General features: G+C 67.6%; 12 protein-coding genes. 8 read left to right on the plus strand and 4 right to left on the minus strand.

Annotated features, from left to right (window positions below):
* Positions 1-320: 320 nt before the first annotated feature.
* Positions 321-2,552, plus strand: coding sequence for a right-handed parallel beta-helix repeat-containing protein (locus ACQEVG_RS20865; protein WP_432992776.1), 2,232 nt, complete (start codon positions 321-323; stop codon positions 2,550-2,552).
* Positions 2,553-2,595: 43 nt separating this feature from the next.
* Here the strand turns inward: ACQEVG_RS20865 and ACQEVG_RS20870 are convergent, their stop codons facing one another.
* The gene (locus ACQEVG_RS20870; RefSeq protein WP_432986167.1) at positions 2,596-4,098 is read right to left on the minus strand and encodes a recombinase family protein; all 1,503 of its coding nucleotides are present in this window, start codon (positions 4,096-4,098) and stop codon (positions 2,596-2,598) included.
* A gap of 22 nt (positions 4,099-4,120) precedes the next feature.
* Between ACQEVG_RS20870 and ACQEVG_RS20875 the strand changes: the two genes are divergently transcribed.
* Entirely contained in the window at positions 4,121-4,585 is a 465-nt protein-coding gene (locus ACQEVG_RS20875) for a GatB/YqeY domain-containing protein (protein WP_432986169.1), read from the plus strand.
* A 64-nt stretch (positions 4,586-4,649) separates the two neighbouring features.
* On the opposite strand, the gene ACQEVG_RS20880 is transcribed toward ACQEVG_RS20875, so the two are convergent.
* Positions 4,650-6,881 (minus strand): transglycosylase domain-containing protein, encoded by a 2,232-nt coding sequence (locus tag ACQEVG_RS20880; RefSeq protein WP_432986171.1) that lies wholly within the window; start codon positions 6,879-6,881, stop codon positions 4,650-4,652.
* 394 nt (positions 6,882-7,275) lie between these two features.
* Here ACQEVG_RS20880 and ACQEVG_RS20885 point away from each other — a divergent pair, with 394 nt between their 5' ends.
* Positions 7,276-7,620 carry a WhiB family transcriptional regulator gene (locus ACQEVG_RS20885; protein ID WP_360880570.1) on the plus strand — a complete coding sequence of 115 codons (345 nt, stop codon included), beginning with the start codon at positions 7,276-7,278 and terminating at the stop codon, positions 7,618-7,620.
* Between the two features lie 143 nt (positions 7,621-7,763).
* Here ACQEVG_RS20885 and ACQEVG_RS20890 read toward each other — a convergent pair whose 3' ends face one another.
* Entirely contained in the window at positions 7,764-9,020 is a 1,257-nt protein-coding gene (locus ACQEVG_RS20890) for an ArsA family ATPase (protein WP_432986174.1), read from the minus strand.
* Positions 9,017-9,979 (minus strand): ArsA family ATPase, encoded by a 963-nt coding sequence (locus ACQEVG_RS20895; protein WP_432986176.1) that lies wholly within the window; start codon positions 9,977-9,979, stop codon positions 9,017-9,019. Before ACQEVG_RS20895 ends, ACQEVG_RS20890 begins: the two co-directional genes overlap by 4 nt.
* Before the next feature lie 83 nt (positions 9,980-10,062).
* Here ACQEVG_RS20895 and ACQEVG_RS20900 point away from each other — a divergent pair, with 83 nt between their 5' ends.
* From ACQEVG_RS20900 to ACQEVG_RS20920, 5 genes are all read left to right on the plus strand, one after another.
* On the plus strand, positions 10,063-10,221 hold the full coding sequence (locus ACQEVG_RS20900; RefSeq protein ID WP_003967454.1) for a DUF4177 domain-containing protein: 159 nt from the start codon (positions 10,063-10,065) through the stop codon (positions 10,219-10,221).
* Entirely contained in the window at positions 10,218-10,688 is a 471-nt protein-coding gene (locus ACQEVG_RS20905; RefSeq protein WP_432986178.1) for a RidA family protein, read from the plus strand. Before ACQEVG_RS20900 ends, ACQEVG_RS20905 begins: the two co-directional genes overlap by 4 nt.
* Positions 10,689-11,045: 357 nt before the next feature.
* Positions 11,046-13,964, plus strand: a complete 2,919-nt coding sequence (locus tag ACQEVG_RS20910; RefSeq protein WP_432986180.1) for a PQQ-dependent sugar dehydrogenase — start codon at positions 11,046-11,048, stop codon at positions 13,962-13,964.
* Positions 13,965-14,054: 90 nt separating this feature from the next.
* Positions 14,055-14,918 (plus strand): NUDIX hydrolase, encoded by an 864-nt coding sequence (locus ACQEVG_RS20915; protein WP_432986182.1) that lies wholly within the window; start codon positions 14,055-14,057, stop codon positions 14,916-14,918.
* A 40-nt stretch (positions 14,919-14,958) separates the two neighbouring features.
* The gene (locus ACQEVG_RS20920) at positions 14,959-15,789 is read left to right on the plus strand and encodes an MBL fold metallo-hydrolase (RefSeq protein WP_432986184.1); all 831 of its coding nucleotides are present in this window, start codon (positions 14,959-14,961) and stop codon (positions 15,787-15,789) included.
* Positions 15,790-15,936 lie beyond the last annotated feature (147 nt).

Below are 15,936 nucleotides of genomic sequence, written 5' to 3' on the forward strand. Positions count from 1 at the left end.
AACACGCGGACGGAGGCAGGGACGGACGGAGACACCCAGGGAAGGAGACGCGGACGGAGACGCGCACGGAGATCTCCAGCACGCGCAGGTTCAGCTTCACTCCTATGCTCTTCGGCGCCCGCACTATCTCTTGCCCCCGTGCCTGGACTGGGGAGTTCTCAACGATTCCCGCCCTGCGGCCACTTCATACGGGAGATCATGGGTGCGGCGTTGTGTCGGGGTGGCCTTGAGGGGAATGGGGCCAAGGGATCGCCGCAGCAGCGGAGTCGGTCTCGTCTGTAGTGGGGAGGGGGGCCATGCACGGTGAGCCTGTGGCGTTCATGAGCTATGTCCGTTTCAATGACCAGCACGACGATGGTCTACTCACCCAGTTCCGGGAACGGCTCGGTACCGAAGTCCGGGCGCAGACCGGCGAGGAGTTCGCGATCTTCCAGGATCGTAACGACGTCGCCTGGGGGCAGAACTGGCAACAGCGCATCGATGAAGCGCTGGACGCAGTGACACTGTTGCTGGTCATCATCACGCCGAGCCTGTTCCGCAGCCCCGCCTGTCGGGCAGAGGTGGCACGGTTTCTCGAGCGGGAAGGTGACCTGGGCCGACAGGACTTGATCTTGCCGGTGTATTACATCAGTGCCCGGGAGCTGGATGATCCCGAGCTGCGCGAAGCCGATGAGATGGCCAGGATGCTGGCCTCACGGCAGCACGTCGACTGGCGGGAGCTGCGGTTCGAGCCGTTCACCTCACCGCTGGTACGCAAGTCCATCGCGCAACTGGCGTCGCGGATGCGGGATACGTTCTGGCATCCTCCCGCCACCACCCCGGCGCGCCCTGCCAGGCGTGCGGAGGAAACTGAGGCGACGGCCGGGGCGGCAGAGCAGACGGAGGGCGCGGCCAGAGCCACGGCCAAGACCGAGCCGCCGACCCATGTGGTGGATCCCTATCAGCGGGGAGACTTCGCCACGATCAGCGCCGCGATCAAGGCCGCGAAACCCGGTGACCGGATCCTGGTCCGACCGGGCCTTTACGAGGAGGGCCTGGTGGTCGACAAGCCGCTGGAAATCCTCGGCGACGGCCCGGTCGCCGACATCGAGATCCGCGCCCGCGACGCCAACGCGCTGATGTTCCAGGCCAGTATCGGCCGCGTCGCGAACCTGACCCTGCGCCAGACCGGAGGTAAATGGTACGGCGTAGACATCACCCAGGGGCGCCTGGACCTGGAAGGCTGCGACATCAGCAGCCAGGGCCTCGCGTGCGTCGCCATCCGCAACGGCGCCGACCCGCGCCTGCGTCGCAACCGGATCCACGACGGCAAGGCTTCCGGCGTCTTGGTCCTTGACAGCGGCATGGGCACGTTGGAGGACAACGACATCACTGGCAACGCTTTGGCGGGTGTGGAGATCAAGACGGGCGGTGATCCCACGCTGCGTCGCAACCAGATCCACGACGGCAAGACGGGCGGCGTCTTCGTCCATGACAGCGGCATGGGCACGCTGGAGGACAACGACATCACCGGCAACGCTTCGACGAATGTGACGATCAAGACGGGTGCCGATCCGCGCCTGCGTCGCAACCGGGTCCACGACGGCAAGGCTTCCGGCGTCTTGGTCCTTGACAGCGGCATGGGCACGTTGGAGGACAACGACATCACTGGCAACGCTTTGGCGGGTGTGGAGATCAAGACGGGCGGTGATCCCACGCTGCGTCGCAACCGGATCCATGACGGCAAGACGGGCGGTGTCTTCGTCCATGACAGCGGCATGGGCACGCTGGAGGACAACGACATCACCGGCAACGCGTTGACGGGTGTGGAGATCAAGACGGGCGGTGATCCCACGCTGCGTCGCAACCGGATCCACGACGGTAAGCAGGGCGGCGTCTTCATCTACGACAGCGGCATGGGCACGCTGGAGGACAACGACATCACCGGCAACGCTTTGACGGGTGTGGAGATCAAGACGGGCGGTGATCCCACGCTGCGTCGCAACCGGATCCACGACGGCAAGACGGGCGGCGTCTTCGTCCATGACAGCGGCATGGGCACGCTGGAGGACAACGACATCACCGGCAACGCTTCGACGAATGTGACGATCAAAACGGGTGCCGATCCGCGCCTGCGTCGCAACCGGGTCCACGACGGCAAGGCTTCCGGCGTCTTGGTCCTTGACAGCGGCATGGGCACGTTGGAGGACAACGACATCACTGGCAACGCTTTGGCGGGTGTGGAGATCAAGACGGGCGGTGATCCCACGCTGCGTCGCAACCGGATCCACGACGGCAAGACGGGCGGCGTCTTCGTCCATGACAGCGGCATGGGCACGTTGGAGGACAACGACATCACCGGAAACGCGTTGACGGGTGTGACGATCACAACGGGTGGCAACCCGACCTTGCGCGCCAACCGGATCAACGGCAACCAATATCAGGCGGTATGGATTTACGAGGGTGGCGGTGGCGTGATCGAGGCCAATGACCTGACGGGCAATGCCAAAGGCGCGTGGCGCATCGCAGAGGATTGCGAGGCCAATGTGACCCGCGCCGGCAACGAGGAATGAGTACTGCTTCACACACCTGGCGACTCTCCTACCTCGTTGCCTGTCAGAGGGGGTTGGGGTCGATGTCCGCACGGCCGAAGTCGAAGTACCGCCCCTTGGTGGTCGGCTCGTCGATGATCACGGCGTTGAAGAGGAACCGCAGAACTGCATTCATCCGGTCGTACTCCTCGGCCTCCACGAGCTTGTGCCAGTTGCTCTCCGCATCCGGACCGGCCAGACCTCTGAGCACTTCGACTGCCGGCCTGACGACGAGCTTGCGCTCAGTCCTTGAGATCCGCTCCTCGACCGTCTTTTTCATGGCGCGGTACTCGTGGGTCTTCAGCTCTCGCTTGTCCCACATGTCCTTGAGCTCGGCGAGCTCTCCGTGGTCGGCCTCGATTGCCGCCTGATCCTCCTCCGACAGGACAGCGGCGCTCTCTTGACCAGTCACGTCCAACCGCTCGAGCAGCTTGATCGCAGCATCACTCACGAACTTCTCAAGGGGCACGCTGCTGGCGGTGCGGTAGCAGCGCAGTGCGTCGGAACGGGCCGCGCGATTGCACATGTACTTGCCTCCGCTTCCGCCCATCCGGTTGCCGCACCCCTTGCACACGACCAGCCCGCGAAGGATGTACGGATGCTTGGGCGCGTACTGGCCCCGGCTCGCTGCCGTGCGGTAGCTGCGGCGCTCCTGCACCTCGTCCCACGTGCCCCGAGGGATGATCGCCGGCCACTCGCCCTGCCCCAACTCCTCGCCCCGAAAGACGCGGATACCCGCTACGTGGCGACTGCCCAAGATCGTCCGAACGTTGAAGCTGTTCCACCCCCTGCCGAGTGCGGTCAGCTCTCCCCGCTGGTTGAGATCCCCGGCGATGGCCGTCGTGCTCTCCCCATCGAGGTACCGCGAGAAAATCTCGCGCACGATCTCTGCCTCTGCGGGAATGATGGCCGTGCCGCTCTTGTCGTAGCCGTACCGCCGCTTGCCGGTGTGCGGCTTGCCGTCCTGGGCGCGGTCGATCAGTGCGTCTTTGAGTCGTCGGGAGGTGTCGTCGCTGGACCTGCAAGCGTGTGCTACCTCTATGCGCAGAAGGAACCGGTCGTCGGGGTCGGCAAGGTCCCGTTGGTTCGCCTGCCCGTGCAGGGTGATGCTGTGGTCGTCCGCGATCTGAAGAAGCTCCTCAAGGTCGCGAGGCTGCCTCATCAGCCGGTCGGGGTGGTAGGTCAGGATGTGCCGGACGCCTTCGGACCGTGCGGCATCGAGTAGGGCATCCCACCCCTTCCGCTTCCGGTTGCGCTGCCACGCCGATCGGTTGTTGTCCACGAAGACCATGTGCTGACCGACCGTCACACCGAGGCGCTGCGCGATGTCCCGGCAGATACGCTCTTGTCGGTCGACACCGGTTTGATCGTCGTCGTTGACGTGCGAAATCCGGCAGTAGATCGCCGCCGGTTCCCCTGTCCAGTCGGTACGACTGCGTGTGTCCCGCTGCGACCCGGCTGTCCGGGCCAGCCTGCGGAGCCGTTCCGAGTCGTTGTTGACCTGCGAATCCTCGTTGACCGGGTCCATGAGAAAAGGCTATGAAGAAGTTATGACTACCCTCAAGTCCAAGCTGCACGAAGACCTCACCACCGCCATCAAGGCGCGCGACGAGCTGCGCTCCTCGACCCTTCGGCTGACCCTCGCCGCGATCTCCAAGGAGGAGGTCTCGGGCAAGACGGCCCGCGAGCTCTCCGACGACGAGGTGCAGAAGGTGATCGCCAAGGAGGCGAAGAAGCGCCGTGAGGCGGCCGACGCCTTCGCCCAGGGCGGCCGGCCCGAGCAGGCCGAGCGCGAGAAGGCGGAAGGCGTCATCCTCGACGCCTACCTGCCGCAGCAGCTGACGGACGACGAGCTCGGCGCCATCGTCGCGCAGGCCGTCGAGGAGGCGAAGGCCGCCGGCGCCGAGGGGCCGCGTGCCATGGGTGCCGTGATGAAGATCGTGAACCCGAAGGTGGCGGGCCGCGCCGAGGGCGGTCGGCTGGCCGCCACGGTGAAGCGGCTTCTCGCGGGCTGAGCGACGGCGGATACAGAGAGAGGGGACCCGGCAGCCAGGCCGGGTCCCCTTCTCCCTTCAGTCTCTACGGGAACTTCCCGCCGCTCCCGCCGCCGTTCCCCTGGCCGCGGTTGTTCCCGCCGCCGATGATGTCCGGCGGGATCGAGATGCCGGGGAACGGATCCTGCCCGCCGTTGCCCTGGCCCCGGTTGTCGCCGGGCTTGTCGTCCGGCTTCTCGGGCTTCTCCTTCGGCGGGTCCGGAATCACGACGCTGTTGAACGGCGGCGCTTCCTTCCCGTCCAGCGCCCCGGTCATCGCGTCCCGCCAGATCGGTCCGGGGACCTGACCACCGAAAACCTTGTCCTCGTACTTTCCGCCGATGTAGATGTGCTCCATCTTCACCTGCTGGGTGGGGCTGCCGACCCAGACGGCCGCGGACAGGTTCGGGGTGTAGCCGACGAACCAGGCGTTCTTCCGGCCGTCCGTCGTACCCGTCTTGCCCGCGTTGTCACGGCTCTGCAGACCAGCCTGCCGACCCGTACCGGAATCGATCACTCCGCGCAGCAGTGTGTTGATCGTGTCCGCGGTCCGCTCGGTCATGGCCTTGGTGCAGGTGCTCTGCGGCACCTCCAGGTTCTTGCCGTCGGCCGTCCTGATCGACTCGATGGCGGTCGGCGTGCAGTACGTGCCGCGGTTGGCGAAGGTCGCGTACGCACCGGCCATCGTCAGCGGTGAGATACCGGTGGAGCCCAGGGTCAGCGCGGAGGGCTCCTCGGGCAGCTTCTTGCCGTTGCCCTGCACCACTCCGAGCCGCTGGGTCATCTCCATCACCGGGCAGAGACCGATGTCGGCGATCATCTGCACGAAGTAGGTGTTGACCGACTTCGCCATCGCGTCCTTGAGGGCGTACGGACCGACCTCGGACTCGTTCTCGTTCTCCAGGCGCTGGTTGCCGAGGTTGACCCACGGCTTTCCGCTGCAGGTCGCCACCTGGGAGGGGTAGGGCATTTGGTACGGCGCCGGATACATCTGCGTCGGCGGCCTGCCCTGCTCTATCGCCGCCGAGGCGACGAACGGCTTGAAGGTCGAGCCGACCGGGAAGCCGTAGTTCGAGCCGCCCATGCCCTGGTTGACCGAGTAGTTGATCTGCGTCTCGGTCTTTCCGAAGCCGTACGGCCGTGACTGGCCCATCGCCAGGATCTTGCCGCTGCCCGGCTGGACCATCGTCACCGCGGTGGCGACCTCGTCCGTCTGGTAGACGTGCTTCTTGATCGACTTCTGCGCCGACTTCTGCGCCTGCGGGTCGAGGGTCGTCTTGATCGTCAGGCCGCCCCGGTTCCAGACCTTGGCCCGGTCCTCCTTGGTCTTGCCGAAGACCGGGTCGGAGAGGAACACCTCGCGTACGTAGTCGCAGAAGAAGCCGGCGCCGCTGGCCGCGGTGATACAGCCGTTCTTCGGTTTGCTGACCTTCAGCTGGATCGGGATCGCCTTGGCCTTGTCGGCGTCCGCCTGGGTGATGTCGCGTACGTCGGCCATGCGCTGCAGCACGGTGTTGCGACGCTTGGTCGCCTCCTGCGTGTCATTGACCGGGTCGTAGCGGCTGGGGGACTGGACGATGCCGGCGAGCATCGCGGCCTCCTCCAGCTTCAGATCCTTGGCCGACTTGGAGAAGTAGCGGTGCGAGGCCGCCTCGATGCCGTACGCCTGCTGCCCGAAGAAGGTGATGTTGAGGTAGTTCTCGAGGATCTTCTTCTTGCCCAGCTCTTCCTCGACCTGGATCGCGAACTTGAGCTCCTGGATCTTACGGCCGAGCGTTTGCTGGGTGGCCTGGGCGACCTTGTCGGGGTCGTCGCCGGCCTCCTCCACGAAGACGTTCTTCACATACTGCTGGGTGAGGGTGGAGGCGCCCTGGGAGACCCCGCCCGACTGGGCGTTGCGGTTGAGTGCGCGCAGCACGCCCTTGAGGTCGACCGCGCCGTGCTCGTAGAAGCGCGAGTCCTCGATCGCGACGATCGCCTTCTGCATGTACGGGGAGACGTCCTTGAGCGGCACCACCGTGCGGTCGCGGGAGTAGACCGTGGCGATCTGCCCGCCCTGCGAGTCCAGGATCGTGGTGCGCTGGCTCAGCGGCGGCGTCTTGAGGTTGGCGGGGATCTCGTCGAATCCCTTCACCGTGCCCTTGGCGGCCAGTCCCAGTGCGCCGACGGCGGGCAGGGCGATGCCTGCCAGCACAGCTCCGGAGAGCACGCTGACACCGAGGAACTTGGCGGCCTGCTGGGTCCCTGTCAGACCTCCGCCGGAGCGCTTCTTTGCCATGGGGGCAGCCTACGTTCTGAATCACCGGACACGCGTATATGCCTTGGCCTAAGCTGCTCTCAACTGTCACAGCCGTGCGGTTCTGCATCAAGCCCTTCCAAGACCCCCCTGTATCCCGAATCTTGCGGGCTGATGTCCGAATTCGCCTCATGCGTCGTCCGACGTCCGTTGTGACCCAGCTGAATTGCCCCTATTTTTCCAGATAGTCGCGTATGCCCCCAGCTCACTCCCCTGGGTGATCTGCCGCGTACCCATAGTCCGTTCGGGCCATTCAAGATTGGGCCCGAAGGGGGTGTTGCGCTGTGCCCACCTTCCGTAACGTCCTCAACTGGCAGCGGTGAATATGCCGCTGCCGCCGTGGGGGAGCCTCGATTCGGGAGAGGACGGCACCGGTATGGGCTGGGTAACCGACTGGAGTGCGCAGGCAGCCTGCCGCACTACCGATCCGGATGAACTGTTTGTACAAGGGGCAGCGCAGAACAGGGCCAAGGCGGTGTGCACCGGTTGCCCGGTGCGGACCGAGTGCCTGGCCGATGCGCTCGACAACCACGTCGAGTTCGGCGTCTGGGGCGGAATGACCGAAAGGGAGCGTCGTGCACTGCTGCGCAGGCGTCCCACGGTCACCTCCTGGCGAAGACTGCTGGAGACCGCGCGCACGGAATACGAGCGCAGTGCGGGCATTCTGCCCGTGGGTCTCGACGACGACGAGACGTACGAGACATACGCAGCGGTGGGGTAGCCCACGGTGTCCTCGGTGGGACGGTCCGCGGTGGGGTAGCCCTCGGCGTGGCACAGCCCACGAGGGTTCCGTACGCGAGGGTCCCGTACACGGATTTCCCGTGTGCCGGGAGCCCGTGAAGCGGCAACCACCCGCTGTCGTCTCTACGCAGCTCCGGCCGGATCGCCACCACCGGTCGCGAGCCGATCACCGATGGCCCGAAGGCCGGCGAGATCGTGTACATCGCCGGGCAGCGCGGGCACTTGGGCAACCGCCACCTCGGGGTGGAGTGCGGTGAAGCGGTCGCGCGTCCGCTGTTCACGCGCGAGCACCTGCATCCGTTCGGCGTGCAGACGCAGCAGCCCCGCGGTCAGTTGTTCCGTGGTGCGGTCAGTATGGTCGGTTTCGTCCGCGGGCGGGGATTCGGGAGAGGCGCCCGTGGCGTCACGAACACCAGTCTTCCCGGACCTCTGATCCACAATGCGGCCCTCGTCAAGATTTTCTGCGGCGGCAAGCGCCCGCTCGGCGGACAGCCTGGCGGCGCCGCTGCCATGGACCCGGTTGAGGACCAGACCGGCCAGCGGCATCTCCTCCGCCGCCAGCCGCTGCACGAAGTACGCAGCCTCCCGCAGCGCGTCCCGCTCCGGCGCCGCGACCACCAAGAACGCCGTGCCGGGCGCCTGCAGCAGCCGGTAGGTGGCATCGGCCCGGGTGCGGAAGCCGCCGAACATGGTGTCCATCGCGGCCACGAAGGTCTGCACGTCACGCAGGAGTTGACCGCCGAGCAGTTTGCCGAGCGTCCCCGTCATCATCGACATGCCGACATTGAGGAACTTCATCCCCGCCCGGCCGCCCATCTTCGCCGGGGCCATCAGCAGCTTGATGAACGTGCCGTCCAGGAACGACCCGAGGCGCCCCGGCGCATCCAGGAAGTCGAGAGCGGAGCGCGACGGCGGGGTGTCGACCACGATCAGGTCCCACTCGTCGCGGGCGCGCAGCTGCCCCAGCTTCTCCATCGCCATGTACTCCTGTGTGCCCGCGAAACCGGCCGACAGGGACTGGTAGAAGGGGTTCTCCAGGATCGCGCGCGCCCGCTGGGCGTCCGCGTGCGACTCGACGATCTCGTCGAAGGTGCGCTTCATGTCGAGCATCATGGCGTGCAGTTCTCCGTCGCCCTCGATGCCCTTGACCCGGCGCGGGGTGTTGTCGAGGGAGTCGATGCCCATGGACTGGGCGAGCCTGCGGGCGGGGTCGATGGTCAGGACGACGACCTTGCGGCCGCGCTCGGCCGCCCGTACGCCGAGAGCCGCGGCGGTCGTCGTCTTGCCGACGCCGCCGGAGCCGCAGCACACGATGATCCGGGTGGCCGGGTTGTCGATGAGCGGGTCGACTTCGAGGGTGGCCGACGCGTCCAGGGTCATGAACCGGTCCCTTGCTTCCGCAGTTCCTTGGCCAGTTGGTAGAGCCCCGCCAGGTCGACTCCCTCGCTGAGCAGGGGGAGTTCGTAGGTGGGCAGATCGAGGTCGGAGAGCGTGGCGCGCTGCTCGCGCTCCAGTTCGACGCGCTGGGCGTGGTCCGCGGCCTGCTCCAGGAGCGGGGTGACGAGCTTCGCGGAGCCGCTGACGCCCGCCGCCGTGAGCACCTTGGCGATGTCCGCACGCCGGCCGCCGGCCGCGCTGCGCACCGCCTCCTCGTCGAGGATGTGTGGGCGCACCATGTTCACGATCGCCTTGCCGACGGGGAGCCCTGCGGCACGCAGTTCGGCGACGCCGTCCGCGGTCTCCTGGACCGGCATCTCCTCAAGGAGCGTCACCAGATGGACCGCCGTCTCGGGGGACTTGAGCACGCGCATCACGGCCTGCGCCTGATTGTGTATCGGGCCGAACTTCGCAAGACCGGCCACTTCGTCGTTCACATTGAGGAACCGGGTGATGCGGCCGGTGGGCGGGGCGTCCATCACCACGTAGTCGAACGCGTACGGCCCCTGCTTGGTCCTGCGGCGTACGGCCTCGCACGCCTTGCCGGTCAGCAGTACGTCCCGTACGCCCGGTGCGATCGTGGTCGCGAAGTCGATGGCGCCGAGCTTCTTGAGCGCGCGGCCCGCACCGCCCAGCTTGTAGAACATCTGGAGGTAGTCGAGGAGGGCGCGCTCGGCGTCGATGGCCAGCGCGAACACCTCTCCGCCGCCCGACGAGACGGCGATCTTCCGCTCCTCGTACGGAAGTGCCTCCGTCTCGAAGAGCTGCGCGATGCCCTGTCTGCCCTCGACCTCGATGAGGAGTGTCCGCTTTCCCTCGGTGGCGAGGGCGAGCGCGAGGGCGGCGGCGACCGTCGTCTTACCGGTACCACCCTTGCCGCTGACGACCTGGAGCCTGCTCACGTATTCGAGCCTAACCAGTCGGGCGGCGGGCTACGCACGAGGCTGCCCACAGGTGCGGGTGAGGTGCGGCTACAGTCGGCTCCATGACCAAGTGGGAATACGCGACCGTGCCCCTTCTCGTGCACGCGACCAAGCAGATTCTGGACACCTGGGGCGAGGACGGCTGGGAGCTCGTCCAGGTCGTTCCCGGGCCGAACAACCCCGAGCAGCTCGTGGCGTACCTGAAGCGGGAGAAGGCATGAGTGGCGTCGTCGAGAGAAAGCTGGCGGAGCTCGGGCTGACGCTGCCGGAGGTCGTGCCGCCGCTGGCCGCGTACCAGCCGGCCGTGGTGTCGGGTCCGTACGTCTACACCGCGGGCCAGCTCCCGATGGTGGAGGGCAAGCTTCCGGTCACCGGAAAGGTGGGCGGCGAGGTCACCCCCGAGGAGGCCAAGGAGCTCGCCCGCACCTGCGCGCTCAATGCGCTGGCGGCCGTGAAGTCGGTCGTCGGTGATCTGGACCGGATCTCCCGGGTTGTGAAGGTTGTTGGTTTTGTCGCTTCGGCGTCGGACTTCACCGGGCAGCCCGGCGTGATCAACGGCGCGAGTGAGTTGCTGGGCGAGGTGCTGGGCGACAAGGGTGTGCACGCGCGCAGCGCGGTGGGCGTCGCGGTGCTGCCGCTGGACGCTCCGGTGGAGATCGAGATCCAGGTCGAGCTCGTCCAGGACTGACTCACCTTTCAAAACTGACTGAGCGTTCAGGTATGACGATGGGTTCGTCCGGCAGAGCGATCGTTTCGGACTGACCGATCGTTCAGCACAGTGCGCAGCTTGTACGGGAGTGAAGCTCCTGGTCAGGCCATACATAAGGCCCCGTGTCCGCTGGTTTTCCGGCGGAGGCGGGGCCTCACTCGTCTTCGGTAGACCCTTGCATCTCTCTTGACGTGGACGCGTCGCCGGGTGTGACCTGTCCACGGTTAGGAACGTTTCCTAACCATCTGAACGCAGGAGGGATCCGTGGCACCAACCCCCCGCCGGTCGCGCAGAGCGGTCGGTGCTCTCGTGGCCGCGGCCACCGCAGCCTTAACCGTGGCCCTGCCCACCCTGAGCAACGCCCAGTCGGCCGCCCACCATGCCGAAGAAACCGTGAGCGCCGCGCCGGTCCGCTACGAGGCCGAATCGGCGACCGTCTCGCACGGCGTAACCGAGTCCAACCACGCGGGCTTCTCCGGCACCGGCTTCGTCAACTACACCAATGTCGCCGGGGGCTATGCCGAGTTCACCGTGAACGCCCCCGCCGCGGGGAGCGCCACCCTGGCCCTCGGCTACGCCAACGGCACCACCGGCAACCGCCCGCTGGACATATCCGTCAACGGAGCGGTCGCCTCCGCCCATCTCACCTTCCAGCCCACCGGCGCCTGGACCACCTGGTCCGCCGTGACCACCACGGTCACGCTCAAGGCGGGCACCAACACCATCCGCGCCACCGCCACCGCCCCCGAAGGCGGCCCCAACCTGGACTTCATCGACGTCACTCCCGCCGACAACCAGGCGGGCACGGACTACGAGGCCGAGTCCGGGACGATCTCCCAGGGTGCCGTCGAGTCCAATCACGCCGGTTACTCCGGCACCGGCTTCGTCAACTTCCAGGCCGTGACGGGCGCCTACGTGGAGTTCGCCGTCGACTCCGCTCAGGCTGCGAACGCCAAGCTGGACTTCCGTTACGCCAACGGCTCCACCGCGAGCCGCCCCCTGGACATCACGGTGAACGGCACCTCGGTCGCCGACGACCTCGCGTTCCCCGCCACCGGCGCCTGGACCACCTGGAAGGCCGCCACCGTCAACGCGGCCCTCAAGGCGGGCTCCAACAAGATCCGCGCCACCACATCCGCGGGCGACGGCCCCAACCTCGACAAACTCACCGTCACCGCGAGCGGCCCGGCCGACACCGAGAAGCCCACCCCGCCCTCCAACCTCCGCAAGGACAAGGAGCCGACGGCGTCCACCGTCTCGCTGGCCTGGGACGCGTCCACCGACAACGTCAAGGTCACCGGCTACGACATCTACCAGCACGGCCAGTTGATGAAGCAGGTCGACGGCAGCACGCTCGCCGCCACGGTGGAGGGCCTCAACCCCGAGACCTCGTACGACTGGACGGTCTTCGCCCGTGACGCCGCCGCCAATGTCTCCGCCGCGAGCAACGCCGTCACCATCGCCACCCAGCCCGCCCCGCCGGACAACCAGCCGCCGAGCGTGCCGGGCAATCTGCGCTCCACCGGAAGGACCGCGACCAGCGTCGATCTCGCCTGGAACGCCTCCACGGACAATGCGAAGGTCACCGGGTACGAGATCTACCGCGACGGCGCCGCAGCCGGCACCGCCGACTCCACCACGACGACGATCGCGGGCCTGAGGGCCAACACCGCGTACAAGTTCAAGGTCAGGGCCTTCGATCTGAAGGGCAACAAGTCCGACTTCAGCACGGAGATCACGGTCACCACCGGCGGCAGCCGGCCCGGCGGCGTCCCCGACCCCGGTGCCGTATCGACCCTGGCCGGCGGCGTGGATGTGGCCTGGGGTCTGGGTTTCCTGCCCGACGGCTCCGGCATCTACACCGAGCGGAACACCTTCAACGTCTACCGGCTCACCAAGTCGGGCACCAAGACGCTGATCGGCAAGGTCCCCAATGCCGTGGGCACGGGCGGTGAGGGCGGTCTGCTCGGCGTCGAGATCAGTCCCGGCTTCAACACCGACCACTACCTCTACTTCGCCCACACCGCCGCCGAGGGCAACCGCATCGTACGGATGAAGTACGAGAACAACGCGCTCAGCGACTACAAGATCCTGCTCCAGGGCATGGAGAAGAGCCGCTTCCACAACGGCGGCCGGCTGCGCTTCGGCCCCGACGGCAAGCTGTACGCGTCGATGGGTGACGCCCAGAGCGGCAGCCGGGCGCAGGACAAGAACTCGCTCAACGGCAAGATCCTGCGGATCAACCCGGACGGCACGATCCCGTCGGACAACCCGTTCGGCAACGCGGTCTGGTCGCTCGGCCACCGCAACCCGCAGGGTCTCGACTTCGACTCCCAGGGCCGGTTGTGGCAGGCGGAGTTCGGCAACAGCACCATGGACGAGGTCAACCTCATCCAGAAGGGCGGCAACTACGGCTGGCCCAACTGTGAGGGCACCAGCGGCAGCTGCTCCGGCTACATCGCGCCCAAGAAGACCTGGCCCACGTCCTCGGCCTCACCCAGCGGACTGACCATCATCAACGACTACGTCTTCGTCGCCACCACCGTCGGCCGGCGCGTCTACCGGCTGCGCATCGACGCCGGCAGCAACCTGGTCGAGCAGAAGACGTACTTCCAGGGGACCTACGACCGGCTGCGCACCGTCGAGGTCGACCACGACGGCGACATCTGGCTCACCACGTCCACGGACAAGGACGGCACGGCCGGCAACGACCGGATCCTCTTGATCGACATCGTCTACTCGGGCGGCAATCCGCAGCCCGGCGATTTCAAGCTGACCAGCGGTGCCTTCAACGACAACGCGACCATCCCGGCGAAGTACACCTGCGCCGGTGACGGCACGGCGGGCCAGGATCCGTCGCCACCGCTGGCGTGGGGCGCGGGCAGCTCTGGGGCGAAGAGCTATGCGATCGTCTTCGCCGACGTCGCGAACAGCGGCAACAAGCTGCACTGGGCGATCTGGGACATTCCCGCGGCGAACCTCTCCCTCCCCGAGGGGCTCGGGTCCGGCTACGACGTCCCGGGCCAGGCCGGCGCCAAGCAGAAGGCGATGGGCAGCGGGGCGAACTCGCAGAAGTTCTTCGGGCCCTGCCCGGGCGGCTCGACCCATCCGTACACCTTCACGCTGTACGCGGTGAACTCGGCGACCGTGCCGGGGCTGACCTCGGGTTCGTCGATGGCCCAGATCGAAACGGCGATCAAGAACGCGAGCACCGCGAATGTGAAACTCCGCGGCAACTCCAACGCGGGCACATGACGGGGGGCCCGGGTTTGTGAGGGGGGTTCGAGGGGCGGCAGGGCATGGCCGCCCCTCGAACATCCCGACGGATGCGCATAGCATCCGTCCATGTCCAATGGTCAGTGGTACCCGCCGGAGTGGCCGGACCGCATTCGCGCGCTCGCGAGCGGTGAGCTCACCGCCGTGCCGCCGAAGCGGGCCGCGACCGTGATACTGCTGCGCGACACTGCGGACGGGCCTGCCGTCCATATGCTGCGCCGACGCGCCTCCATGGCATTCGCCGGAGGCGCGTACGCATATCCGGGCGGCGGGGTCGACACACGGGACTCCCGGCCGGTCCGGTGGGCGGGCCCCTCGCTCGCGGACTGGGCGGACCGGCTCGGCGTGGACACGGCATCCGCGCAGGCCATTGTGTGCGCGGCGGTCCGGGAGACGTACGAGGAGGCGGGCGTCCTGCTCGCAGGCCTCACGCCCGACACGGTCGTCGGCGACACGACGGGCGACGACTGGGAGGCGGACCGGCGGGCGCTGGTCGACCGGGAGCTCTCCTTCGCGGACTTCCTGGACCGGCGGGGTCTGGTGCTGCGCTCCGACCTGCTCGCGGCGTGGGCGCGCTGGATCACCCCCGAGTTCGAGCCGCGCCGCTACGACACCTGGTTCTTCGTGGCGGCCCTGCCGCACGGCCAGCGGACGCGGAACGCGTCGACGGAGGCGGACCGTACGGTGTGGATCCGCCCCGAGGAGGCGGCGACGGGCTACGACAAGGGCGACCTGCTGATGATGCCGCCGACACTCTCCACGCTCCGGGCGCTTCAGCCGTACGCGACGGCCGGGGCGGCGCTGTCGGCGGCGGCGGAGCAGGACCTCACTCCCGTACTGGCCAAGGCGCGGCTGGAGGACGGGAGACTGGTGCTGAGCTGGCCGGGCCACGACGAGTTCACCAAGCACATCCCGACGGAGGGCTCGCGATGACGGACCACACCGGGGCCCGCGCACACGCCGGAGGTGTGCGATGACCGAAGCAGCGGCTCTGCCCGGGCAGCCCCGCGGTGGCGTGCTCTCCGGGCCCGCCACCGCCCGCGCCGTGAACGTTCTCGCGCCCAACCCCTCCGCGATGACGCTGGACGGCACCAACACCTGGATCGTCTCGGAGCCGGACTCGGAGCTGGCCGTCGTCATCGACCCGGGCCCGCTCGACGACGCCCACCTGAACCAGGTCGTCGCCACGGCGGAGAAGGCGGGCAAGCGGGTCGCCCTGACCCTGCTCACGCACGGCCACCCCGACCATGCCGAGGGCGCCTCGCGCTTCGCCGAGCTGACGCGTACGACTGTGCGTGCCCTCGACCCGGCGCTGCGGCTCGGCGACGAGGGGCTCACGGCGGGGGATGTGATCCGGGTCGGCGGGCTTGAGCTGCGCGTCGTTCCCACCCCCGGCCACACGGCCGACTCGCTCTGCTTCCACCTGCCCGCCGACCGGGCCGTGCTGACCGGCGACACGATCCTCGGGCGCGGTACGACGGTGGTCGCGCACCCGGACGGGCGGCTCGGCGACTACCTGGACTCGCTGCGCAGACTCCGCTCGCTGACGGTCGACGACGGGGTGCATACGGTGCTGCCGGGCCACGGGCCCGTACTCGACGACGCACAGGGCATGGTCGAGTTCTATCTGGCCCACCGCGCCCACCGGCTGGCGCAGGTGGAGACGGCGGTCGAGGACGGGCATACGACGCCTGCCGAGGTGGTCGCGCATGTGTACGCGGACGTGGACAGGTCGCTGTGGCCCGCCGCGGAGCTCTCGGTACGGGCGCAGCTGGAGTATCTGCGCGAGCACGGACTGATCTGAGCCGTCGTCCCGCGCATGCGCAAGGGCCGCCCGGGAGTCGTCCCGGGCGGGCCTTGTCGTACGTCTGTCCTTGTCGTACGCCTGTCGTACCTATGACGTAGGTCGTACGTCAGGAGCTGCCGTCAGCCGCCGCTGCCGGTGGCCGTC

It is taken from the genome of Streptomyces sp. CA-135486, from assembly GCF_050936555.1.
GTDB lineage: Bacteria > Actinomycetota > Actinomycetes > Streptomycetales > Streptomycetaceae > Streptomyces.

Coding starts and splice junctions, on each gene's coding strand:
- ACQEVG_RS20865 (WP_432992776.1), top strand. CDS start 321: ATGAGCTATGTCCGTTTCAATGACCAGCACGACGATGGTCTACTCACC.
- ACQEVG_RS20870 (WP_432986167.1), bottom strand. CDS start 4,098: ATGGACCCGGTCAACGAGGATTCGCAGGTCAACAACGACTCGGAACGG.
- ACQEVG_RS20875 (WP_432986169.1), top strand. CDS start 4,121: ATGACTACCCTCAAGTCCAAGCTGCACGAAGACCTCACCACCGCCATC.
- ACQEVG_RS20880 (WP_432986171.1), bottom strand. CDS start 6,881: ATGGCAAAGAAGCGCTCCGGCGGAGGTCTGACAGGGACCCAGCAGGCC.
- ACQEVG_RS20885 (WP_360880570.1), top strand. CDS start 7,276: ATGGGCTGGGTAACCGACTGGAGTGCGCAGGCAGCCTGCCGCACTACC.
- ACQEVG_RS20890 (WP_432986174.1), bottom strand. CDS start 9,020: ATGACCCTGGACGCGTCGGCCACCCTCGAAGTCGACCCGCTCATCGAC.
- ACQEVG_RS20900 (WP_003967454.1), top strand. CDS start 10,063: ATGACCAAGTGGGAATACGCGACCGTGCCCCTTCTCGTGCACGCGACC.
- ACQEVG_RS20905 (WP_432986178.1), top strand. CDS start 10,218: ATGAGTGGCGTCGTCGAGAGAAAGCTGGCGGAGCTCGGGCTGACGCTG.
- ACQEVG_RS20915 (WP_432986182.1), top strand. CDS start 14,055: ATGTCCAATGGTCAGTGGTACCCGCCGGAGTGGCCGGACCGCATTCGC.
- ACQEVG_RS20920 (WP_432986184.1), top strand. CDS start 14,959: ATGACCGAAGCAGCGGCTCTGCCCGGGCAGCCCCGCGGTGGCGTGCTC.